This is a genomic window from Nonomuraea sp. NPDC001684 (genome assembly GCF_053596515.1).
Map to the genome: position 1 here is coordinate 1 of NZ_JBSFGJ010000013.1, position 22,097 is coordinate 22,097.

The 22,097-nt window shown below is 71.6% G+C and carries 20 protein-coding genes; 10 read left to right on the plus strand and 10 right to left on the minus strand.

Annotated features, from left to right (window positions below):
- The coding region (locus tag ACWCSD_RS04725) for a vWA domain-containing protein (protein WP_449913087.1) at positions 1–774 on the plus strand (774 nt) is incomplete at its 5' end.
- A 15-nt stretch (positions 775–789) separates the two neighbouring features.
- Here the strand turns inward: ACWCSD_RS04725 and ACWCSD_RS04730 are convergent.
- Positions 790–1,215 (minus strand): DNA-binding protein, encoded by a 426-nt coding sequence (locus ACWCSD_RS04730; RefSeq protein WP_449913089.1) that lies wholly within the window; start codon positions 1,213–1,215, stop codon positions 790–792.
- Positions 1,216–1,368: 153 nt separating this feature from the next.
- On the opposite strand from ACWCSD_RS04730, the gene ACWCSD_RS04735 reads away from it, so the two are divergent.
- The gene (locus ACWCSD_RS04735; protein WP_449913090.1) at positions 1,369–2,535 is read left to right on the plus strand and encodes an erythromycin esterase family protein; all 1,167 of its coding nucleotides are present in this window, start codon (positions 1,369–1,371) and stop codon (positions 2,533–2,535) included.
- An 80-nt stretch (positions 2,536–2,615) separates the two neighbouring features.
- Here the strand turns inward: ACWCSD_RS04735 and ACWCSD_RS04740 are convergent, their stop codons facing one another.
- Entirely contained in the window at positions 2,616–4,994 is a 2,379-nt protein-coding gene (locus tag ACWCSD_RS04740) for a DUF7507 domain-containing protein (RefSeq protein WP_449913092.1), read from the minus strand.
- A gap of 253 nt (positions 4,995–5,247) precedes the next feature.
- Here ACWCSD_RS04740 and ACWCSD_RS04745 point away from each other — a divergent pair, with 253 nt between their 5' ends.
- Together ACWCSD_RS04745 and ACWCSD_RS04750 are read left to right on the plus strand one after the other, a co-directional pair.
- Positions 5,248–6,057 (plus strand): ArsR/SmtB family transcription factor, encoded by an 810-nt coding sequence (locus tag ACWCSD_RS04745; RefSeq protein ID WP_358298914.1) that lies wholly within the window; start codon positions 5,248–5,250, stop codon positions 6,055–6,057.
- Positions 6,058–6,217: 160 nt separating this feature from the next.
- Positions 6,218–6,346 carry a hypothetical protein gene (locus tag ACWCSD_RS04750; protein WP_387681103.1) on the plus strand — a complete coding sequence of 43 codons (129 nt, stop codon included), beginning with the start codon at positions 6,218–6,220 and terminating at the stop codon, positions 6,344–6,346.
- A gap of 34 nt (positions 6,347–6,380) precedes the next feature.
- Here ACWCSD_RS04750 and ACWCSD_RS04755 read toward each other — a convergent pair whose 3' ends face one another.
- Both ACWCSD_RS04755 and ACWCSD_RS04760 read right to left on the minus strand, forming a co-directional pair.
- Positions 6,381–7,988: a beta-N-acetylhexosaminidase gene (locus tag ACWCSD_RS04755; RefSeq protein WP_397161601.1), complete on the minus strand. Its 1,608-nt coding sequence runs from the start codon at positions 7,986–7,988 to the stop codon at positions 6,381–6,383.
- Positions 7,985–9,229, minus strand: coding sequence for a Gfo/Idh/MocA family protein (locus ACWCSD_RS04760; protein ID WP_358298918.1), 1,245 nt, complete (start codon positions 9,227–9,229; stop codon positions 7,985–7,987). The genes ACWCSD_RS04755 and ACWCSD_RS04760 overlap by 4 nt, the downstream gene beginning before the upstream one ends.
- 147 nt (positions 9,230–9,376) lie before the next feature.
- On the opposite strand from ACWCSD_RS04760, the gene ACWCSD_RS04765 reads away from it, so the two are divergent.
- Both ACWCSD_RS04765 and ACWCSD_RS04770 read left to right on the plus strand, forming a co-directional pair.
- Positions 9,377–10,543 carry an ROK family transcriptional regulator gene (locus ACWCSD_RS04765; RefSeq protein ID WP_449913095.1) on the plus strand — a complete coding sequence of 389 codons (1,167 nt, stop codon included), beginning with the start codon at positions 9,377–9,379 and terminating at the stop codon, positions 10,541–10,543.
- A 210-nt stretch (positions 10,544–10,753) separates the two neighbouring features.
- On the plus strand, positions 10,754–11,266 hold the full coding sequence (locus ACWCSD_RS04770; RefSeq protein ID WP_449913097.1) for an RICIN domain-containing protein: 513 nt from the start codon (positions 10,754–10,756) through the stop codon (positions 11,264–11,266).
- Positions 11,267–11,285: 19 nt separating this feature from the next.
- Here ACWCSD_RS04770 and ACWCSD_RS04775 read toward each other — a convergent pair whose 3' ends face one another.
- Positions 11,286–14,048 carry an ATP-binding protein gene (locus ACWCSD_RS04775; RefSeq protein WP_449913099.1) on the minus strand — a complete coding sequence of 921 codons (2,763 nt, stop codon included), beginning with the start codon at positions 14,046–14,048 and terminating at the stop codon, positions 11,286–11,288.
- Positions 14,049–14,115: 67 nt separating this feature from the next.
- Between ACWCSD_RS04775 and ACWCSD_RS04780 the strand changes: the two genes are divergently transcribed.
- A complete protein-coding gene (locus ACWCSD_RS04780; RefSeq protein ID WP_449913100.1) occupies positions 14,116–15,339 on the plus strand; it encodes a GNAT family N-acetyltransferase in 1,224 nt (407 codons plus the stop codon).
- Positions 15,340–15,438: 99 nt separating this feature from the next.
- On the opposite strand, the gene ACWCSD_RS04785 is transcribed toward ACWCSD_RS04780, so the two are convergent.
- Positions 15,439–16,011: a DUF305 domain-containing protein gene (locus ACWCSD_RS04785; RefSeq protein ID WP_449913101.1), complete on the minus strand. Its 573-nt coding sequence runs from the start codon at positions 16,009–16,011 to the stop codon at positions 15,439–15,441.
- A gap of 249 nt (positions 16,012–16,260) precedes the next feature.
- Between ACWCSD_RS04785 and ACWCSD_RS04790 the strand changes: the two genes are divergently transcribed.
- Together ACWCSD_RS04790 and ACWCSD_RS04795 are read left to right on the plus strand one after the other, a co-directional pair.
- Positions 16,261–16,803: a hypothetical protein gene (locus ACWCSD_RS04790; RefSeq protein WP_449913103.1), complete on the plus strand. Its 543-nt coding sequence runs from the start codon at positions 16,261–16,263 to the stop codon at positions 16,801–16,803.
- A 135-nt stretch (positions 16,804–16,938) separates the two neighbouring features.
- Complete coding sequence (locus tag ACWCSD_RS04795) at positions 16,939–17,394, plus strand: hypothetical protein (RefSeq protein WP_397161594.1); 456 nt, start codon at positions 16,939–16,941, stop codon at positions 17,392–17,394.
- Between the two features lie 112 nt (positions 17,395–17,506).
- Here the strand turns inward: ACWCSD_RS04795 and ACWCSD_RS04800 are convergent, their stop codons facing one another.
- Positions 17,507–18,688, minus strand: a complete 1,182-nt coding sequence (locus ACWCSD_RS04800; RefSeq protein ID WP_449913106.1) for an RNA ligase RtcB family protein — start codon at positions 18,686–18,688, stop codon at positions 17,507–17,509.
- Positions 18,689–19,073: 385 nt separating this feature from the next.
- Positions 19,074–19,487 (minus strand): RNA-binding S4 domain-containing protein, encoded by a 414-nt coding sequence (locus ACWCSD_RS04805; protein WP_449913108.1) that lies wholly within the window; start codon positions 19,485–19,487, stop codon positions 19,074–19,076.
- 238 nt (positions 19,488–19,725) lie between these two features.
- Here ACWCSD_RS04805 and ACWCSD_RS04810 point away from each other — a divergent pair, with 238 nt between their 5' ends.
- Positions 19,726–20,097 carry a hypothetical protein gene (locus ACWCSD_RS04810; RefSeq protein ID WP_449913110.1) on the plus strand — a complete coding sequence of 124 codons (372 nt, stop codon included), beginning with the start codon at positions 19,726–19,728 and terminating at the stop codon, positions 20,095–20,097.
- Between the two features lie 92 nt (positions 20,098–20,189).
- Here ACWCSD_RS04810 and ACWCSD_RS04815 read toward each other — a convergent pair whose 3' ends face one another.
- Both ACWCSD_RS04815 and ACWCSD_RS04820 read right to left on the minus strand, forming a co-directional pair.
- Positions 20,190–20,561 carry a hypothetical protein gene (locus ACWCSD_RS04815; RefSeq protein ID WP_449913112.1) on the minus strand — a complete coding sequence of 124 codons (372 nt, stop codon included), beginning with the start codon at positions 20,559–20,561 and terminating at the stop codon, positions 20,190–20,192.
- 104 nt (positions 20,562–20,665) lie between these two features.
- Complete coding sequence (locus tag ACWCSD_RS04820) at positions 20,666–21,919, minus strand: S1C family serine protease (RefSeq protein ID WP_397161589.1); 1,254 nt, start codon at positions 21,917–21,919, stop codon at positions 20,666–20,668.
- Positions 21,920–22,097: the final 178 nt, after the last annotated feature.

A 22,097-nucleotide genomic window follows, 5' to 3' on the forward strand; every position in this document is an offset into this window, starting at 1 on the left:
CTCGACACCTCCCTCTCCATGTGCTCCACCGACGTCGATCCCAACCGCCTCACCGCCGCCAGGAAGGCCGCCGCCGGCTTCATCGAGTCGCAGCGCGGCGGGCCGCGCATCGGCCTGGTCACCTTCGCCGGCACCGCGGGCCTGCTCGTCCCGCCCACCGACGACACCGACGCCCTGATCGAGGCCCTGGACGGGCTCGCCGTCGCTCGCGGCACCGCGATCGGCCAGGCCATGCTCACCTCGATCGACGCGATCGCCGAGGTGGATCCCTCGGTCGCCGCCACCGCCGCCACGCCGCCCGCCGCGGCCTCCGGGTACGCCGGCGCCGCGATCGTGGTGCTCACCGACGGCGCCAACACCCACGGCGTCGACCCGCAGCGGGCCGCCCAGGAGGCGGCGTCGCGCCGCGTACGCGTGTTCACCATCGGCTTCGGCACCACGAAGGTGGTGCCGATGGTGTGCGACAACTCGCAGTTCGACGGCCGCGGCTTCGGCGACTGGGGCGGCGGGTCCGGCGGGGGCTTCGACCGGGGCCGCAACCCCCGGGTCATCGACGAGCCGGCACTCCGGCAGATCGCCCGTACGACCGGCGGCTCCTACCACCGGGCCGAGAACGCCGACCAGCTCGCGACCGCTCTCGACGCCCTGCCCGGCACGTTCACGGTCGTCCGCGAACGGGTGGACACGGCCGCCGCCTTCGCCGGGGCCGGCGCCCTGCTGGTGGTCGCGGCGCTGTCGCTCTCCCTCTGGTGGAACCGCCCGCGCCGCGCCTGACCTGCGGCGGGCGGCCTAGTCGAGGGCCGCCGCCGACCGTTCGGCGAGCCGTTCGTGGCGTTGCCGGGCGGCCTGCGCGGTGCCCAGACCGAGCCCGAAGGCGATCTCCTGCCAGGTCATGCCGCGGCCACGGGCCATCGCCAGCAGCCCGGCCTCCAGCGCGTCCAGCTCTCCGCGAACCAGCGGGACGAGGCTCAACGCCGCGGTGATGTCGGCCTGGTCCACCTCCGGCTCGTCGTCGTCGAGCCGCGCGGCCCCGCTGAGCAGGAACGACACCAGCCTGACGGCCTCATGCGGCCCGATGACCGACGGGTGCGCCTGCCTGAGTCGCTGCTCGTCGGTGGCCGCGTGCCGCTCGGCGATCCGGAACAGGGACGCGTGCACCCGCCGGGCGCGCGCCTGCTCGGGGTCCGGCGGGGAGAAGGGGTGTTCGATCGACATGGAGGCAACGATGGCGCGGGAACCGATTGATGTCAACAGCTTGTTTTGAACGAACTGTTCAACGCATGAAGTGTCGTTTGAAGGTTCTAGGGGGCTGTGCAGGGATTTCAATGGCAAGGGTTACACCGAAAGTTCAACGATAGCGTTGAAGGCATGGATATCAAGGACATCGCCTGGCCGGTCGACGGCGCGGGTGTCTCAGCGTTCCTGGGGACGCTCCCCGCCCGGCCGCTGTTGCTCGGCCTCGGTGAGGCCCGGCACTTCGTGGGAGAACTGGGCGAGCTGCGCAACGAGATCTTCCGGCACCTCGTCGAGCAGGAGGGCTACCGGTCGTTCGCCGTCGAGAGCGACTGCCTCAAGGGCCTCCTGGTGGACGACTACGTCACGACCGGCGCCGGCACCCTCGACGACGTCATGGACCGCGGCTTCAGCCACGGTTTCGGCGCCCTGCCGGCCAACCGCGAGCTCGTCCGCTGGATGCGCGCCCACAACGAGGAGCACGACGAGAAGCTGCGCTTCTTCGGGGTGGACGGCCCGCTGGAGTACTGGGCGGCGAGCCCGCGCGAGGCGCTCACCGGCCTCTACGACCTGCTCGACGGCCCGCTCCCCGCCGCGGTGGTGACCAGGGAGGCCCTCGACACGCTGCTGGGCCCGGACGACCGCTGGTCCGACGAGGCCACGGCCATGGACCCGGCGAAGTCGATCGGCCAGTCCGCCGACGCCCAGCGGCTGCGGGTGATCGCCGACGACCTGGCGGCGCTGCTCGACACGCAGACGCCGCAACTCGGCGCGCGGGACAGGGAACGCGCGCACCTGTACGCGCGCACCGCCACCGGCCTGCTGCGCTACCACCACTGGATGGCCGACGCCTCCCCGGCACGCTGGACCCGGCTGTCGGCCCTGCGGGACGCGATGATGGCGGCCAACCTGCGTGCCGTCGCCGAGCACGGCCCGGCCCTGGTCTTCTCCTCCAACCTGCACCTCCAGCGCGACAAGACGTTCATGCCGTTCGGCGACCAGCGGCTGGAGTGGTGGAGCGCCGGGGCGATCGCCGCCGCCCACCTGGGCGACCGGTACGCCTACCTGGCCTCCGCCTTCGGCACGACCGGCGACGACACCCCGCCGCCGGACACCGTCGAGGGCGTGTTGTCCGCGCTTCCGTGGGACCACTCGGTGATCGACGCCCGCCGCCTGGCCGGGATCGTCGCCGACCCGGCGCGGCGCGTGTCCCAGGATTTCGCCTACTTCCCGCTGGACCCGTCCCACCTCGGCACGATCGACGGCGTCGTCTTCCTCAAGCAGGTCGGCGCCTGGGGGTGACCGTCCGGGGGCGGACAGCACGATGGTCCCTCCCCGCGGGGAGGGACCATCAGGTTGACGCGGACGGGAAGAGGGACGACCTACTCGGAGGTCTCCCAGGGCATCGGCATGTCGCCCATCTCCCGGTAGGAACGTTCCATGTACGGGTCGTCCATCATGTCCTCAGGCTGAGGCTCGTAGGACTCGTCCATGGACTGGCCCATGTCCCGCTCGTTCTTGTCCGCGTCCTCGGAGACACATCCCGATTCGGCGGTCCTGCCGTCGTACGGCCTCTTGCCCGGCGGGCACTGGTGGTCGTAGCCGTGGTCGTACCGCTGGTCGTACCCGTGGTCGTGACCGTGGTCGTGACCGTGGTGACGGCCGTGGCCGTGGTGGTGCGGCTTCTTGCCGGGCCGGCAGTGGCGGTCCTTGCCCGGCCGGCACGGGTGGTGCGGGTTCTTCGACTTCTGCACGACCCGGATCGTCGCCCTGGCCGGACCGGAGGTCAGGTCGCCCGCCCTGGCCACCGCGGTGTTGGTGACGGTGAAGCGGCAGCCCTTGCGGCAGTCCTTCTTGCCGCCGGGACGGCTCGGCACGACGAAGACGCCCGTGCACGTGGTGGTCTCGCCCGGCTCCAGGGTGGTGGTCCGGCAGACGATGTTCGTCACCCGGTCGTCCTCGATCCGGAGGTTCCGCAGCGTCTCGTCGGAGTTGTTCCTGACCTCGTAGCGGTAGGTGACCCGATCGCCGGGCCGGTACGTGCGGGTGTCGTCCACGCTCTTGTCCAGCAGCAGCGTCCCGCGCTCGCCCATGACGTCGATGGTGGCCTCCGACGGCGGCGAGCTCACCTCCGTGTCGTCGATCAGGCCCACCGCGGTGGCGGTGTTGGTGACCGAGCCGTGGGCGGCGTCCTCCTCGGTGACCGTGTAGGTGCCCGTGCAGGACGTGGACTCGCCGGGCTCCAGGGTGGTGGTCTCGCAGACGATGTCCGACACCCGGTTGTCGTCGATCCGCAGGTCGGTCACGATCTCGTCGAACGTGTTCCGCACGACGTAGCGGTAGGTGACCCGGTCGCCGGGGCGGTACGTGCGGGAGTCGTCGACGCGCTTGTCCAGCTCCAGCATCCCGCGCTCGTCCGTGACGCCGACGGTGACCTCGGACGGCGGCGAGCTGACCTCCTCACCGTCCGCCCGGCCCATCGCGGTGGCGGTGTTGGTGACCGAGCCGCGCTCGGCGTCCTCCTCCGTGACCGTGTACGAGCCGCGGCAGATGACCCGCTCGCCCACGTTCAAGGTGGTCTGCGGGCAGGTGACCTCTTCGACGACGTCGTCGTCCACCATCAGGTCGGCGATGTTCATGTTGCCGGTGTTGGTGACCACGTACTCGTAGGGCACCTCCGTGCCCACCGGCACCGGGTCGGGCAGGTCGGCGTCCTCGGCGACGCGCTTGGTGAGCGACAGCTCGGGCCGCTCGGCCACCGGACGGACGACCACGTTCCGGATCAGGTGCACATCGGTGAACAGACCGGTGGACGCACCGAAACCGAACTTGTAGGTCTCCGGGACCGGCTGCGGCGCGGGCAGGGACAGCACCTCCTGCATCCCGTCGCCGTCGTTGAAGTCGATGGAGATGGTGACCTCGGGGTTCGGCGCCGGAGTGATCCGGACGTTGACCGTGCGCTTCGACTCCTCCAGCACGGCCTGCGCCGCCCGCGGGTCGCTGGGCACGGTCCGCGTGGGCCCCTGCAGGTTGCCCGGCAGCGTCGAGGGCCACGGCCCGGTCGTGGTGAAGTTGCTGGTGGTGGCGGTCACGAAGCAGTAGCCCGCGGTTCCGTTGCCGGGCCCGCGCACCGTCACCATGTTCGGCCCGGGAGCCGGGACGCGGAACCCGGTGCCGGCCGGTGAGCGCTCGGCGCAGGTGCGGCCCCGCTGCTCCCAGTCCCCGAAGTAGTTGCCGAGGACGTCCAGGCCGATGCCGATGTAGCCCTGGTTGACCCCGGGCTCGAACGGGTTCGCCGGATCGTCGTCGGGCAGCTTCTGGGCGTAGCCGAGGCTGCCGCCGAACGCGCCGGGACGGTCCAGCGTGGCCGCGCCGTCGATCAGGAAGAAGGAGATGCCGTCAGCGGGCACCGCCGTGGTGTTGCCGTACTGCCACTGCTCGAACGTCACGTCCAGGCCCTCTTCGGCCGGGATCGGCTCGTTGTAGAGGGCGGCCGCCGTCTGGTCCAGATCGGCGCTGGTGAGCTGGAGGTAGCCGTACGGGGCTGCTCCGGTCGGCGGGACGGGACCCGCCGCGTTGGCGGGGCAGCCCCCGAGCGGATGGTCGCCGGGCCCGGCGGGCGGAGCCGCCGGCGCGCCGGTCAGGCAGGCCGATCCCACGCCGATGAACTGCGGGATCGCGGTGGCTCCGGTGAAGTCCTCCTCGACCAGCGGAACCGGCTGCGCGGCTGCTGGACGGGCAGGTTGAAGCGCGACAGACACCGCGCTCAGCAGGAGCATGGTGGAAATGGCCGCACGTTTAGGGCCAGATGAGCTGTTTCCCGGCCCCGCAGGGCCAGATCGTATCTTCACGAATACTGAAGGTAACCATGCGCACTTGTGAACAGCTCGATCGACATAGCAAATGATCAACCACGAATGACTACAGGGATTCCGGGTCGCGGTGGCAGCGCGTTCGGCCTGGTCCGCGCGGGGCTTTGACAATAGGCAGGTAAATACCTGCATAATGGACGGCGTGAGCCCCGAAGCGACAGCCGTGGATCTCGTCTTCAAGGCGCTGGCCGACCCCACCCGGCGCCTCCTGCTCGACCGACTGCGCGAGCACAACGGCCAGACGCTGCGCGAACTGTGCGAACGCCTGGACATGGCCCGCCAGTCGGCGACCCAGCATCTGAACGTGCTTGAGCAGGCCGCCCTCGTCACCGTCGTCCGGCGCGGACGGGAACGGCTCCACTACCTCAACCCGGCGCCCATCCACGAGATCCAGGAGCGCTGGATCTCGGAGTTCGACCGGCCCCGGCTGCGAGCGATCAACGCCATCAAGAACCAGGCAGAGGAGTACGCCATGAGCGACGCACCCACGTCCGTGCCGACCTACGTCTACGTCACCTACATCCGCGCGAGCGCCGAGCAGGTCTGGCGGGCCCTGACGGACGCGGACCTCACGGCGCGCTACTGGGGACACGCCAACGTCTCGGACTGGCGGCCGGGATCACCCTGGGAGCACCGGCGCGCCGACGGGTCGGACGTCGTCGACGTCGTCGGCGAGGTGATCGAGGCCGAGCCCCCGGCCCGCCTGGTCGTCACCTTCGACGACGCCGCCGGCACGGAACCGGCGCGGAAGGCGTCGGTCGTCACCTTCCTCATCGAGCCGCACCAGGACATCGTCCGGCTCACCGTGACCCACGAGGACCTGCCCAACCAGGCGATGCACGACGGGATCGCGCAGGGATGGCCGGCCGTGCTGGCCAACCTCAAGTCGCTGCTGGAGACCGGCGAGGTCCTCCCGCAGGCGCCGTGGGAAATGCACCGGGCACACGCCTGACGCCCCGGCCCCGGGCGACACGACCGCAGAAAGAGGAGAACGCGCTGGACACCATCCCGCTCCGGGACGCCTACCGCGCCCTGCTGGACGCCGCCGCCAGGGTGACGCCCTCTGCGCGCTCGGCGGGCCGGCGCTGAGCGAGGCCGAACTCGACACGCCGGTGCCCACCCTGCTCCTGTCCAACGGCACGGTCCTGGTCGATCAGGCCGTGCCCCTGAGAGACCTCCTCACCGGCCTCGCCGACGTGGAGCTGCCCGCCCACACCGCGCAGCTCCTGGCCCTGCTCTGAGACCGGCGCCGCCCTCGGCGCGGGGACGCGCGGTTCAGAGACGCAGGCTCGACGTCCAGCGGGCGAGCTGGGCGTCGATCTCCGCCCTGGTCCGGGGGTGACCGGGGGCGTCCGGACGTCGCTGCCAGGGGTGCGGCCCGGCCGCCGGCCGGTACTCCACGCCCAGCGCGTCAAGACGTCTCTCGTGCACGGCGAGCCGCGCCAGGAAGTCCGCGAAGTCGCGCTCGCCGCTCCACATCGCCTCGGCGAAGGCGGCCAGCCGCGGGAAGGCCATGTAGTCGAGCAGCCGGGGGGAGTCGATGTGCTCGGTCCACAGAGCGGCCTGCGCGCCGAGGATCCGGTCGCGCTCCCCCTCGCCCAGGCCGCCGGGGACGGGGTCGAAGGCGTGCACCGCCCGCAGGGACGTCACGCTGCCGATCGGCACCGGCTCCTGGTCGCCGTCGGCCTGGCGGAAGTCCAGGTACGTCTCGCCGAACGGCGAGACGACCACGTCGTGACCGGCCCGCACGGCCAGCACCGCGCACTTGTCGCCGCGCCAGGCCGCGACGGTGACGCCGGGCGGCAGGCCGCCTTCCAGGAGCTCGTCCCAGCCGAGCGGTCTGCGCCCGCGGGACAGCAGGTAGTCGGTGAAGTGGCGCATGAGCCAGGTCTGCAGCTCGTCGGCGTCGTGCAGGCCGAGCTCCCGGATGCGCTCCTTGGCCGGGACGCTCTCGTTCCACTGGGTCTTCGGCACCTCGTCGCCGCCGACGCAGACGTACCGGCCGGGGAAGAGCTCCAGGACCTCGTCCAGGACGTCGGTGAAGAAGGCGATCGTGCCGTCGGCGACGTTGAGCACGTTCTCGCCGACCCCCCACTCGGTGCGGACCGGCAGGCGGTCGTCGAGGTTGCCGAGCTCGGGGTAGGCGGCGATGGCGGCCTGCGTGTGGCCGGGCAGGTCGATCTCCGGCACGACCGTGACGAACCGGTCGGCGGCGTAGGAGACGATCTCGCGGATGTCGTCCTGGCTGTAGAAGCCGCCGTGCGGGCGCCCGTCGAAGCGCTGGTGCCGCGCGGCGCCCACCGGTGACTCGTGCCGCCAGGCGCCGACCTCCGTGAGCCTGGGGTACTTCCTGATCTCCAGCCGCCAGCCCTGGTCGTCGGTCAGGTGCAGGTGCAGGACGTTGAGCTTGTGCGCGGCCAGCAGGTCGATGTACCGCAGCAGGTCGTTCTTCGGCAGGAAGTGCCTGGCCACGTCGATGAGGCAGCCGCGCCAGCCGTATCGCGGGGCGTCGGCGATCTCCGTCGCGGGGATGCTCCACGTCCTGTCCCCGGTGCGTCCGGCCCGGAAGGCGGCGGGGTCGAGCAGCTGGCGCAGGGTCTGCGCCCCGTAGAAGGCGCCGGCCGGGCCCGTCGCCTCGATCAGCACCGACTCGGTCGTGGCGGTGAGCCGGTACTCCTCGGGCCCGAGGCCCGCGACGAGCCGGATCTCCACCCCGCCGGGCCCCTCGGGGAGCGGCAGGCCGGTGGCCGGGGTGAGGGCCTCGCGAAGCCATTCCGCGGCCCTGGCCAGCGCCGGGTCGGCGGACAGCGGGGTCGTGGCGGTGAAGGTGAACCGGCCCTCGCCGGGCGTGTGGCGGGCGGGCGCCGGGATCGTCGCGTTCACAGGGCCTGCACGGTGCGGGTCTCGCGGGCGCGCTCGGCGGCCCAGACGACCAGGTGCCCGGCCAGGGCCTCGGCCGGGCCGGCGCCCAGCGGCGCCTGGTCCCCGGCGGCGACGGCGTCGATGAACGCCTTGGTGAGACCCCCGTCGCCGCCGCCGTGGCCGTCGGCGAGCGACGCGCCCGCCGTCGTCTGGGTGTCGATCCGCTCCTCGGCGCCGGTCACGAAGTCGACGACCCTGATCTCGCGCCCGTCGCCCTCGGCGTACCCGCGGGTGCCGAAGATCCGGGTCCTGCGGTGCTCCAGCGGCGTGAACGCCGTCATGGTGAACGACACGGTCGCGCCCTTCGCGAACTCCAGCGTGACGACCTGCTGGTCGACCACGTCGTTGTCGCAGTCGTAGACGCAGCGGCCGTACGGGCCGGTCTCCAGCGCGTGCGTGACGCCCGCCACGGTGGCGTCGGACGTGACGGCGCCGAGCGGCCAGAACTCCCGGCGCGGGTCGCCCAGGCAGCTCAGGTAGAGACGCTTGGCGGAGTAGGCGCAGTCCGGCTCGACGGCGCAGCTCACGCAACGCGTGCTCGCGCCCTCGGGCCTGTTCTCCGGCCGGAAGTGGGTCAGCGAGCCGAAGGACGACACCGCGACCGGCTGCTCGCCGAGGATGTGGAGCAACCAGTCGATGTCATGACAGGACTTGGTCAGCAGCATCGGCCCCGATTCGGCCGCGTTCCGCCAGGCGCCCCGCACGAAGGAATGGGCCATGTGCCACCAGCCCACCGGCTCCAGGTGCTGCACGCTGGAGATCGTGCCCAGCCTGCCGCTGTCCAGCAGCTCCTTGAACGCCCTGGTGTAGGCCGTGTAGCGGAGCACGTGACAGACCGCGAACAGCACGCCGTTGCGCTCGACCGCCTCGACGATGCGGCGGGCCTCCGGCTCCGTCGGCGCCATGGGCTTCTCCAGCAGGATGGCGTAGCCGAGGTCGGCGAAGGCCACGGCCGGCTCGACGTGCAAGCGGTCCTGGGTCGCGATGACCACGGCGTCCGCGAGCTTCGGCACGGCGGCCAGCTCGTCCCATCCGGCGAAGCAGGCGCTGTCCGGCAGGTCGTGGTCGGCGGCCACCTTGGCCCGCCGGGCCGGGTCCGGGTCGGCGACTGCCACGATGCGGGCCCGGCCGTCCGCGGCGGCGGCCCTGGCGTAGATCTGGCCGCGCGATCCGGCCCCGACGATGGCTATGGTCACTGTCATTTCGCAAACTCCTTTATGAAGGTCTCCATAGATAGTCACGAGAATGACCTTGCCGTCAAGCCTCTTACCGCCGGGCACATGCAGCTAGAAGTGGGGATGGGCCAAAGGGATATAGTTCAGAGACCAGTGATAGTGAGGAGTGTGACCGTGCAGGTCAGTGGTGGCGACCTTCAGCGGCTACGCCAGCTGAACTCCCTGAGCAGCATCCGCGCCCTGCGGGAGGCGCGCGAGCCGCTGACGCTCACCGAGCTGTCCGCCCGCACCGGGTTGTCACGGGCCTCCGTCGTGGACGTCGTCACGGATCTGGAGCAGCGCGGCTGGATCGCCGAGGTGCCGCCCGCGCCGGGCGCCATGGGCCGGCCCGCCAAGCGCTACCGGTTCCGCAGCGACGCGGGGCACGTGCTCGGCATCGACGTGGGCGTGCACAAGGTGCTGGCCGTGATCACCGACCTGGCCGGCCGGATCGTGGCCAGCGGGCGGGTCGCCGTCGACCGGCACACCGCCCAGCGGGAGCGGCTGGAGGCGGTGTGGCGGGCCGTCGACGCCGCGCTCGTCGCCGCCGGGCTGAGCGCGTCCGACATGTGGGGCGTCACCGCGGGCAGCACCGGCGTCGTCAACCGCGAGGGGCTCGTCACCATGGTCAACGACCTGCCCGACTGGCCCGGCGTCGACCTCGTCGGTCACCTCGGGCAGCGGCTGGCCTGCCCGATCACCATCGAGAACGACAGCAAGCTGGCCGCGCTCGCCGAGCAGCGGCTCGGGGTGGCCGCGGGCGTCCAGCACCTCGTCTACCTGCACGTCGGCCGCCGGCCCGGCGCCGCGCTGATCATCGACGGGCGCCTGTACCACGGGTTCAGCGGGGCCACCGGCGAGGTCGGGCTCATGGAGATCACGGGCTGGAGCACCATGGCCGGGCGGCTGGAGAGCGGCCCGGCGGCCACGGGCGCCGCGCCCGAGGAGGCCGCCCGGCACGTCTTCGGCGCGGCCCGGGCCGGCGACCTGGAGGCCCAGGCCGCGGTCGACGCGTACGCCCGCCATCTCGCGCTCGGCACCGCCGCGATGGTGCTGACGCTCGACCCCGAACTGGTCGTGCTCGGCGGCGGGTTCTCCCGCTCGGCCGACGTCCTGCTGCCCGCGCTGCGCCGGGCGCTCGAACCTCACTGTGTACGCGTTCCCGACATCCGGCCCTCGACGCTCGGCGAGGAGTGCGTCGCCCTGGGCGGAGCCTGTCTGGCGCTGGACCACGTGGACGATCGATTCTTCTCCCTGGAGGGTTCCATCTCCAGCCCCGCCGCTCCGCAGCGACCCTCCTGACCTGCTTCCGGCGGGTGCGCCTCTGACCTCCCGGGCGGATTCGGAGGCTTTCGACACCGGCCAGTGATGCGTCACCTTGCCGCCAGATCACTTTCTGCTGTCGTGCGATTACTTTCTGTATGCATTGCTCATGGTCGTCACGGCCCGTGGGGGCTCGCCCGCCGTCCGAGGCCCGTGCCGGCCCACCCACCGCATCAGTGGAGGTAACCCATGCCCGCCAGCCCCGTCGCCCGCCTGATGGCCGCGTCCGCCGTCGCCCTGGTGGCCGCCGCCGTCGCCCCCGCCTCGACGGCCCACGCCGCCCAGGCCGGCCCGCCGGCGTGCCTGGACGCCACCAACAGCCGCGCCGACAACACCAACGTGCGCCTGTGGACGTGTCTCGACCATCCCAACCAGAAGTGGGTGATCCAGGGCGGCCAGATCAAGGTCGAGGACACCGTCGGCAGCGGCCGGGAGGTCTGCCTGGACGCCACCAACAGCCGCGCCAACAACACCAACGTGCGCCTGTGGACGTGCCTGAACCATCCCAACCAGAAGTGGGTCGTCCAGGGCGGCCAGATCAAGGTCGAGGACACCGTCGGCAGCGGCCGGGAGGTCTGCCTGGACGCCACCAACAGCCGCGCCAACAACACCGTGGTGCGGTTGTGGACGTGCCTGAACCACCCCAACCAGAAGTGGGTCGTCCAGGGCGGCCAGATCAAGGTCGAGGACACCCTGACCTGACCCCGGGGCTGCTTCCAGGTCACGGCCGGGTCGTGGAGGATCCCGCCAGTCCCTCGCGGAACGCGATGGCCGCCGCCTCGGTACGGGTGGCCGCGCCCAGCTTCGCCAGGATGTGGGAGACGTGCACGCCCGCCGTGCTGGGCGAGATGTGCAGCCGGGCGGCGATCTGCCGGTTGCTCAACCCGTCGGCGATCAGGACGAGCACGTCGCGCTCGCGCTCGGTGAGCCCGTCCTGCGCCGGTCGGGGCCGTCCGAGCAGGGCGATCTCCCTGGCGAGCGGCGCGGCGCCCAGCTCGTCGGCCAGCCGCGCGGCCTCCCTGAGGCGGGCGGTCCCGCCGGGCCGGTCGCCCGCCGTCAGCGCGGCCCGCGCGCCGTGGAACAGGCTCAGCGCCAGCTCGTACGGCTGCCCCAGATCCCGCCAGGCAGCCGCCACGCCGTCCCAGCCGGCGTCCCCGTCGGCGTCCTCGACCAGCGCGCGCAGCATGGCCTGCCAGGCCCGGTCGAACGGCCCGTCCACGCCGAGCATCGCATCGGCCGCGGCGAGCTCGGCCCGGCGGGCCGCGACCCGCTCGCGGGGCGCGCCGCGGGCCAGCCGCACCTGCTGCACCAGGGCGCCGGCGACCAGGACCGGCCGGGCGTCGCTGCTGTAGATCCGGTTGAGCGCCGGATCGGCCAGCGCCCGCTCCAGCAGCAGGTCAGCCCGCTCCGGGTCGCCCTGGGCGACGGCGAGCAGGCAGAACAACTGGTGGCGGGGGAACAGGTCGCCGCTCCCGGCATGCCCGGCCGCGGCGTCGGCGGCATCGGCGGCGGCGGCCAGGTCCCCGCGCAGCAGCGCCAGGTAGCCGGCCAGGACGCGCAGGGCCAGGCGCGACAGCGGCGGCGGATCCTGCTGGAGGCTCTCCTCCAGCAGGGCGGCGGCCTCGTCCCATCGCCCGGCCAGGATCAGGCCGCGCGCGGCGTAGCGGGCCAGCTCGGCGCCACGGCTGCGGCCCAGCCCGTACCGGCGGGCGTGACGGATGCCGCCGCGGGCCGCCTCCACCGCGCGGTGCTGGTCGCCGGCCTTGGTGTGCAGCGTGGCCTCGTACATCGGGACGGTCATGAGCAGGTCGTGGCTGTCCAGCCGCTCGGCCAGCGTGCGCGCCTCGGCCAGCATCGCGAGGTCGCTCGTCATGGACCCGACGCCCAGCAGCCCGCGGATCGTGACCGTGGCGTCGCCGGTGCGCCGGCCGACGGCCAGCGCCTCCACGAACAGGTCACGGGCCCGCTCCACCTCCGGCAGCAGGCCCATGGCCAGCACCCCGAGCAGCCGCCCCCGCCGGACGCTGTCGGGAGCGGCGGCCAGCAGGCCGAGGGCGTGTTCCCAGTCGGAGACGCCCGTGCCGTCCAGCCGGTGCCGCAGCCTGCCCCGGTGCTCCAGCAGCTGGGCGGCCCGCTCGGGTTCGCGCCGCTCGTCCACCTCGGCCAACCCCGTCGTGGCGTGGTCGACGCCGCGGGCGTAGTCGCCGCTGAGCATGGCGGCCTCGGCCGCTTCGGTCAGGACGTCGATCCTGTCGGCCCCCAGCCCCGCCTGCGGATCCCACAGTTCGAGGACCTGGTCGAGCAGGCGGACCTGCTCCTCGTAGGCGTAGGACCGGCGGGCCTGCGCCGCGGCCAGGTAGGCGGCGGTCAGGGCCGGCCCGCGCTGCCCGGCGGCGTAGGCGTGCGCGGCCAGCTGCGCATGGGCGTCGCCGTCGCGCAGAGCCTCGGCGTAGCGCGCGTGCAGGCGGGCCCGCTCGCCGGGCAGCAGGTCCTCGTAGACGGCGTGCCGGATCAGCGCGTGGCGGAAGTCGTAGCCGTCCCCTGCCGTGACGAGCAGGCTGCGGTCGACTAGCTCGCGCAGGAGGGCGTCCAGGGCGGCCCCGTCCTGCCCGGCCACCTTCGCCAGCAGCCGGTGGGCGACCCGTCCGCCCGCCACCGAGGCCAGGCGCAGCAGCTCACGAGCCGGGCCGGGCAGCGAGCGCGGGCCGTGCAGCAGCAGGTCACGCAGGCTGTCCGGGGTCCGCTCGTCCGCGCGGGCGAGCGCCTCGACGAACAGCGGGTTGCCGTCGCTGCGTTCGTGCACGCGCAGCACGGCGGCCGCGTCCGGTTCCGTGCCGAGGATCGCGGTCAGCTGGCGGCCCACGTCCTGCCGATCCAGGCGGTCCAGGCGCAACGCGGTGGCGCGCGGGCGGCGGGCGAGCTCGGACAGCAGCAGCCCGTCGCCGGTCTGGTGCGGCCGGTACGTGATCAGCAGCAGCACGCCGGGCTGGGTCAGGTTCCTGGCCAGGAAACCGAGCAGCTCGCGGGTGGCGGCGTCGGCCCAGTGCAGATCCTCGATCGCGACGACCACCGGCTGGTCCGCGGCCGCCCGCTCGACCAGCGTCAGGACCTCCTCGTACAGCCGGTGCCTGCCGCCTTCGGCCTCGTCCGTCCCGCCGAGCTCGGGGAACCAGCGGGCCAGCTGGCGGTACGGCCCGGGCAGCACCCCTTCGACGCGGATCAGCCGGCGCAGCACCGTCACGAACGGCGCGTACGGCAGGCCGTCGCTGCCCAGCTCGGCACAGGCGCCCTCGACCACCCGAACCCGAGGGCCCAGCGACCGCGCGAACTCCGCCAGCAGCCGCGACTTGCCGATCCCGGCCTCCCCGGCCACCAGCGCCACCGCCGGCCCCTCAGCGACAGCGCGGTCGAGGGCATCGGCCAGGACCGACAGCTCCTCACCCCGGCCGACGAACACGGGACTGACCACGCGCTCCGCCACCACGGCGTCAGCATATAAATACCCGTATCACCCGATGTGCGGCCCATGTTTACCCGGCCAGGCTCGAAGCATGACGACCACCTACCCCCTGCGGACCATCCACGCCCACGAACTCGACGCCTGGGCCCGCATGATCACCACCACGTACGGCCAGGACTGGTACGAGGGCGGCCTCCGCAACGCGGCCACCTCCATCGAGCCCGAACGCACGATCGCCGCCTACGACGGCCCGGAGATCGTCGGCGGCGCCTCGATCTACGGCCGGGTCATGACGGTCCCCGGCGCGGCCGTCCCTGTCGCCGGCATCACGCTCGTCGCGGTCCTGCCCACGCACCGGCGTCGCGGCATCCTCACCGCGATGATGCGCAAGCAGCTCACCGACCTGCACGAGTCGAGCGGCGAGCCGATCACCGCGCTCAACGCCGCCGAGGCCACCATCTACGGCCGGTTCGGGTACGGCGTCGCCAGCCACGTGGCCGAGATCCAGGCGGACAAGAGACTCATGGCCCTGCGGCCCGGCACCGACCTCGGCGACGGCACGATCCGCCTGCTCGCCCGTCAGGACGCCCGGCCGCTGCTGGAGAAGGTCTACGACACCGCCCGCCGCGGCGCGGTCGGCTGGGTGGACCGTACGGAGAAGTTCTGGCAGGCCCGCCTGGCGGACGGCGAACGCGTCCGCGGCGGCGGGACGGAGCTGCGCTTCGCCGTGCACACCGAGCCGGGCGGCGAGGCCACCGGGTACGTCCTCTACCGCTCCAAGCCCGGGTTGGTGCAGGTCATCGAGGTCGCGGCCACCACCAGGCAGTCCTACGCCGCTCTGTGGCGCTTCCTCATCGACCTCGACGCGCACGCCGGCCTCACCTACGACGGCGCCGTCGACGAACCGCTGACGCACCTGCTGACCGACCCGCGCGCGGCCCGCGCCACCACGATCGACAACCTCTGGGTCCGCCTGGTGGACGTCGACCGGGCGCTGGCGGCCCGCCGCTACTCGACCCCCCTGGACCTGGTCCTGGAGGTCCAGGACCCGGTCTGCCCCTGGAACGCCGGACGCCACCGCCTGCGGGCCGACGGCGACTCCGTCACCTGCGAACGCACCCGGGCCCAGGCCGACCTGCGGCTGACGTCCGCCGAGCTGGGGGCGGCCTACCTGGGCGGCACCACGCTGTCGTCGCTGGCGGCGGCGGGCCGGGTCGAGGAACTGCGGCCGGGCGCGGTCACCGCCGCCTCGCTCGCCTTCCGCGGGGAGCGCGCGCCCTTCCACCCATCGGGCTGGGCCTTCCCCGCCTTCTGACGGTTCGCGCCCCCTCCGCCCCCTCCGGCGGGACGGTCCCCGCCTTCGTCGCGGCCCGCGCCGTCCCTTCCCCTCGCTGGCCGAGCGGTCGGGGTGCCGTCAGGACGTGCCGGTGGTGGGCGTCATGCCGGACATGTGCGGCCCTGGTGTCATCTCGGACATGTGCGGCTCTGGCGTCATGTCGGGCATGCCGGGCATTTGCGGGATGCAGGGCATGCTCTGCTCCCCGAACCACTGGACCAGGTACCGCCGCATCGTGGCGACCTCGGCCCGCTGGTCGTCGCGCACCTTGCGGGCGAAGGCGGCGACCTCGGGATGTACGGCCTCACCGTGCACGAGGAGCTGCTGCGACATCATGATCGCCATCATGTGGTGCGGGATCATGTGCTGCAGGAAGGCCTTGTCGAGCTGATTCCCCGAGAGCCCCGCCAGGTCGGGCATCGTGGTCCCGGTCGGGCTCGGCGCCGGGCTCTGCGGGTACCACTGCAGCAGCCAGCCCTTCATCCGGGCGACCTCGGCGGTCTGCGTCGCGACGATCGACTGCCCGAGCCGCCGCATCTCCGGCCTGCTGGACCGCTGCAGCTGCCGGGCCGCGGCGATGGCGTCCTCGTGGTGCGGGACCATCTGCGCCAGGTAGTCGTACTCGCTGGTCACGGCATGCATCTGCCCCATGCCGGGGCACGTGGGCTGCGTTCCTTCAGGGCTCGGGGACGGCATCGGCGAAGATGCCATGGCCGTCGCGGCTGATCCGGTGGTGATGGCGGCCAGGAATGCCCCTGCGGCCATCGCTGTCTTCGCGGAGCGTCGCTTCATGCGTACCCCCAACGCCGATTCGACACCTACTCCAACGGTAACCCGCCCCTGGAATGTCACCGCATACGCCCGTACGGCACGAAGCTTCGACCTTATGATGATCGACCTATGCGGGGAAAAATCGTGATGCTTGCGGTCTTATTGTTGACGGGCTGTTCGACGAACGAGCCGAAGGACTGGCTGCTCAAGGATCCGGGCCGCTGGCCGCTGGCGTCATTGCCGGCCGCGGCCTCCAAATCGGGCATGCCGGACGGGGCGGACAAAGTGCTGGCGCGGATCCAGGTCGGCAAATACGACATGGTCCCCTGGATCAGCAACAAGGGCGTGTGCGGGCTCGCCGACCAGGGATCCTCCAGCGTGCTTTTCAACATGAGCCAGGATCTGACCAAGTCCGAGGGCAACGTCGTCACCGCGGAAGAGGGCTTCGCCGGGCCCAAGGAACCCATGGTCGGCACCAGTTCGGAGAGCACCGTGACCCTGTGGTGCACCCCCACCCGGATGTTCGTCACCGTCCAGGCAAAAAAGCTCGGAAAGGTGCAGCTCTACGGAAACGCGGCGGCAAAGAAGACCGAGGAAAAACTGACGGTCGTGGTGGGCACGCCGGAGGCGGTCGAGCAGTCACTCCCCGGCGCGACCCTGATCGGTCGCTAGCCGCGTATTTCCACAGGTCGGCACCGGAGCCAACCCCTTCGTCCCCGCCCGCCTGAACAGATACTCAACAGATCCTCAACACCGCCGCCGTCAACCTCGACCACAGATCCGAGCCATGCGAAGGGAGACGCGCAAATGACGCACATCTTCGGGAACGCCGCGGCCACGCTCGCCGGGGCCGGCCTGGCACTCGCCCTGCTGACCTCCGCCGCGCACGCCACCGCGGCCGCTCCGGCGCAAAGCGTCAAATCCAGCTGCACGATGAGCGATGGGGAGAAGGCGTACTTCGAGCTGAAGTACCGGACGACCGGCGGCTACCACCGCGTTTCCGACATCATCTACCGCTGGAGCTCCGAGACGCCGACCCGCCTGAAGACCGCACACCTCAACCTGATGGTCGAACGCCGCGGCAAGGACGGAAAGGTCTACGGGAAGACGTTTCGCGAGAAGAAGGCACTCTACGACGTCTCCTACGACGTCATCCTCGACCTCAAGGTCCCGGCCAGGAAGAAGCTCTACTTCGCCGTGGACGCCACGTTCGTGAGGAAGGGCGACACGCTGCGCTGCACGGGGCGCACTTCCAGCGTCTGACGCCTCCCGATCGCGCACCGACCACACTCGAACTCCCGCAGCCGGACGCGCTCACCGAAAGCCGCCGGCACAGGGACGCCGCCTTCGAGCCGGTGCGGCAGGCGGGCGACGTTCACGGCCGCCCCCGCTTGCGGCGGTCCTTTCGGGAGTCCGGTCCGAGGTCGGGTGTCTTGTAGGTGACCAGGGGGATCGTGGTGGCCACGGGCGTGGCCAGTCCGTGGTCGACGAGGTCGCTGATCACCTGCTCGATGCGCTTGTAGGCCGTGGGCGCCTCCTCGAAGAGAAGCTGGCGGTCGCCGCACACCACCACCGACCCCACCGGCGTGCGGCGCAGCTCTTCGACGGTGTGCTTGGCCCGGCCGCGGCGCAGGGCGTCCGCGCGCGACATCTTGCGGCCCGCGCCGTGCGCCACGGAGTGGCCGGCGTCCGGACCGGCGTGGGCGGCCACGAGGTAGGACGGGGTGCCGCGGGTGCCGGCGATGAGCACGTCGCGGCCGTCGCCCGGCGCCGCTCCCTTGCGGTGCAGGTAGCCGCCGTCGCGGAGTTCGACCAGGTTGTGGCACTGGTCGAGGATCGGCTCGGCAGGCTCGAACCCCAGCGCGTGCGCGACCCGGGCGGCCAGCAGCCGCCGGTTGAGCGACCCCCACCGTACGGCCTGGTCGTGCCTGGCCAGGTAGGCGGCGGGATCGGGGGCGGGGCCCGCGCCGTGGACCTCGGTGTGCTCGCGCAGGATCCGTTCGCCCAGCCCCCGTGAACCGCTGTGGACGACGAGGACCAGGTCACCGGCGTCGAGGCCGAGCCGAGCGGCGTGGTCAGGTTCGAAGACGGTCCCGATCCGGGCCAGCTCGACGAAGTGGTTGCCGCGGCCGACCGTCCCGAGGCCCTCGACGTGACCGGCGGGGATGTCGTCCTTCATGACGGCCCAGGCGGGGTCGTCGGCATCACGTTCGGGATGCAGCGCACGATCGAGGTCGGGAAAGCGGGCGGCGAGCCTCTCGGGCACGGCGCGCTTGAGCCTCACCGGGAACACGGCGATGCCGCACCCGATGTCGGAGCCCACCAGGAACGGGTACAGGACGGCCGACGCCATGGCGGCCCCGATGGGCGCGCCCTTGCCGGGGTGCAGGTCAGGCATGGCCGCGACGTGCGTCATGCCGTCGAGAGCGGCCACCTGACGGCACTGCGCGACGGCGTCGGACTCGATCCAGCTGGTGGGCGAGGCGAACACGGTGACGGTGGCCCCCGTGACCGGAGTGGACGGGGCCGGGTGTCGCTGAGACTGTTGCTGAGACAAAGACGTTCTCTTCCCTGCAGAAGGGCATGGACAGGCGGCATCACGACGCGAACCGGCGTCGCGGCATCACCAAGGGCGGGGTGTCTTCCGTCAGAGCCTCATGGGGATCACGCTCTCGAACCCCCGCCATCCCAGGCAACCGATTTTCGGCGCGCCGAGGGCACCGCGGCGCTCAGCGGACGGGTCGCTCAGGCCAGGCTCCGGGTCCGGCGACCCAGCCGGCGGCCCTGACGAGCCGGCCGTTGCAGACATCGGCCGGATCTCGGGGGCGGCGTCCAGCGGCTATGTGAAGACCTCGCCGCGTCCGCGAGCGCACCGCCGCGTTGTCGGGACGCCGCGCAGGCGCGGTTGCCTCCGTGCATCCGGTGCGGCGGGATCTGTTTGGTCAGTCCGGGCGTGCCCGGCCGCCCCGTCGCTCCTCCACCACCGGGCGTGCGAGCAGCTTGTCGAGGCTGCGGCGTTCGCGTTTGGTGGGACGCCCCGCGCCACGAGACCGGACGGCCACCGTCACGGTCTCCTCGCGGGGAGGAGGCGGAGGGCTCTTGTCGACGTAGCACTCGGCGGCCACGGCGGCGCCGACGCGCTTGGTGATGGCACGGGAGACCACCACGATGCGTTCGCGCCCGTCGTGCCGCAGCCGGATCTCGTCTCCGACCCGTACGGCGTGCGCAGGCTTGACCCGCACCCCGTTGACCCGGACGTGACCGCCCCGGCAGGCGTCGGCCGCGGTCGAACGGGTCTTGGTGAGCCGTACCGACCAGATCCAGCTGTCCACCCGCACACTCAGCTGCTCACCCACCACCCCGACACTGTACTGAGAACCCCGCACCGCAGACATCCACACTTTGCCGCATTCACCCCGTGCCAGGCAGAGCTCGCAGCACGCCTGGGTCAGCCGTGCCTCAGCTGGGCCCGCTCGACGTACCCAGGAAAGTCCGGATCACGGGCCCAGGCGGCTCCTGCGGTGGGCGTGGTCGGCCGTTAAGATCCGCTTCTGGCGAGGTACGTCCGAGGCTGCGCCTGTCAGAAGGAGCACAATGGCCGCACACGAGCACCCGCTCACGGATCTCGAACAGCGCCTGTTGGCCATCGCGCACGAGCACGGATTCATCCTGCTCCGCGAGCCCGTGCAGTACTACTGCGAGTTGAAACGCGACCACGTCATCATCTATCTCGATCGGCAGCGGAGCGGGAGAAACGTCATCGCTGTCTTCCTGCACCCCGAGACCGACCTGTCACGGCTTCCGGCGGAGGCGGGATTGGGGATTCCTGACGCGCCCAAGCACTCCGATGGCATGCGTCACTTTCCCAAGAAGGTCAACAAAGGCAAGCGGCCGTCCACCTACGGCTATCCGATCACCTGCGCGGATCTCACAGCGTTTGGCCGGCTCCTCGCCTCTCTGACGTAGAGGCTTCCCGCCGGGGCAGGCGCAGCGCTCGGAGGACTCGCCGAGCGCCGGCGCCTTCTACGTGTTCAATCGGCGGTTCTGTCGCGACCGCTTCACGCCGTGACGAGCGGCCAGAGTTGCACTCGGTAGAGATCGACCTCGACGATGTCGGCGGGAAAGTCGGGCTCCTCGGTGTTGGACAGAACCCTGTTCAGCACGCGAGCCGACCAGGCGCTGTCACGCTCGCCCGTGTCGAACTCGACGTACTCATCCCACTCCTCCGCGAAATGCTGGGCAATGCCGATGGGGCCGGTTCCCAGGTGGAAGCGGCCTTCCCACAGACGATCCCAGGCAGGGAGCGGCCCCGGCCCGGGGTCCCACAGTTCGTAGCGGACGTAACCTGCAGGGTCAGGAATCACCGGACCTGGCGGTGGCCTGACCGATCCAGATCCGATTCCTGCTGTCGGCTGCTTGGTCGCCTCCACCGCCCCACCGTCTCGGCCGACGGATGCCGTGAGACCCGGTTGTGCCGTCATCCGAATCCGGGTCCCGGGGGCGTGGCCGTTGAATGGCTGGCGTGGACGTCGGGTCAGGTCTTCTCCTGGAGGGTGACGTTGACCTCGTGCGCCTGGCCGTCCCGCAGGTAAGTGATCTTGACCTGTTGGCCCGGCTTGGCGCCTCTGACCTGTCCGACGACGGTCTCGCCCGCGTCGACCGGCGTGTTGCCGATCTTCGTGATCAGGTCGCCCTGCTTCAGTCCGGCCTTCTCCGCCGGGCTTCCCGCTATGACCTGGCTGATCAGGGCGCCGGGCACATCGCCGGTCGCGTCGGTGACGCTCACCCCGAGGACCGCGTGGCGGACCTTGCCGGTGGCGATGAGCTGGTCGGAGACCTGCTTGGCGGTGTTGACCGGGATGGCGAAGCCCACACCGCCGCCGGCGGCGTTCGAGGCGATGGCGGTGTTGATGCCGACCAGTTCCCCAGCGGCGTTGACGAGCGCGCCGCCGGAGTTGCCCGGGTTGATCGAGGCGTCGGTCTGGATGGCGCCGCCGATCGTCGTGCCGGCGCTCTGCCGGCTCTGCTCCTGTCCCCAGCCGGGAGGGAGCTGCTGCCGCTGGTCAGGGCCGGTGGTGAGGGTACGGTCGAGCGCGCTGACGATCCCCGCCGTCACGGATCCGTCCAGGCCGAGGGGGCTGCCGATGGCCAGCACGGCGTCACCGACCTTGAGTGCGTCGCTGTCGCCGAGCGTCGCCTTGGTCAGCCCGGACACGTCCGCGGCCTTGATGACGGCCAGGTCGGTGGCTGGATCGGTGCCGACGATGCTCGCCTTGGCCGTCTTGCCGTCGCTGAACTTCACGCTCATCTGCCCGCCGCCCTGGCTCGCACCCTCGACCACGTGGTTGTTGGTGAGGATGAGGCCGTCCGCCGACAGCACGACGCCCGAGCCCTCGCCGCTCTGCCCCTGGATCATCACGACGGTCGGCTGAACCTTGGCCGCGACGTCCGCCACGGTGAGCGACCCGGAGGCCGGCTTGAGGACGGGACTGGGCGCGTGGCTGGTGGTGGCGACGGGCGCGGGCCGGAAGGAGTTCACCGCGACGGCGCCGACCACCCCGCCGACGATCGCCATCGCTGCCAGCGCGAGCCCGGCCACCGCCTTCTGGCCGGCGGTGAAACGGGCCTTCAAGGTAGGTGCCGGCGGAGGCAGGGGCGGCGGCTGCTCCGTGACGATCGGGTCACGGCGGGGGAAGCCTCCGGCGGTCGGTGGCGTGGTGCCGAACTGGCTCCACCCGCCGTTTCCCTGCGCTCCAGGGTCCTGCTCGTGAGGCTCGTGCGCGTTCATCTGTCATCTCCCTCAAGTTCTGCTGCCTCACGGTGCCAACTCCGGCGTAAGACCCGGCTAAGCCCTTGATCCCGGAACCGGGCCCGCTCCTCATGACGGCCTTATCGATCCAGGTCGGGACGGGGGTGAGTCGCCGATATTGCTTTCTACATGTTGTCGAACTGACCGGCCGGACCGG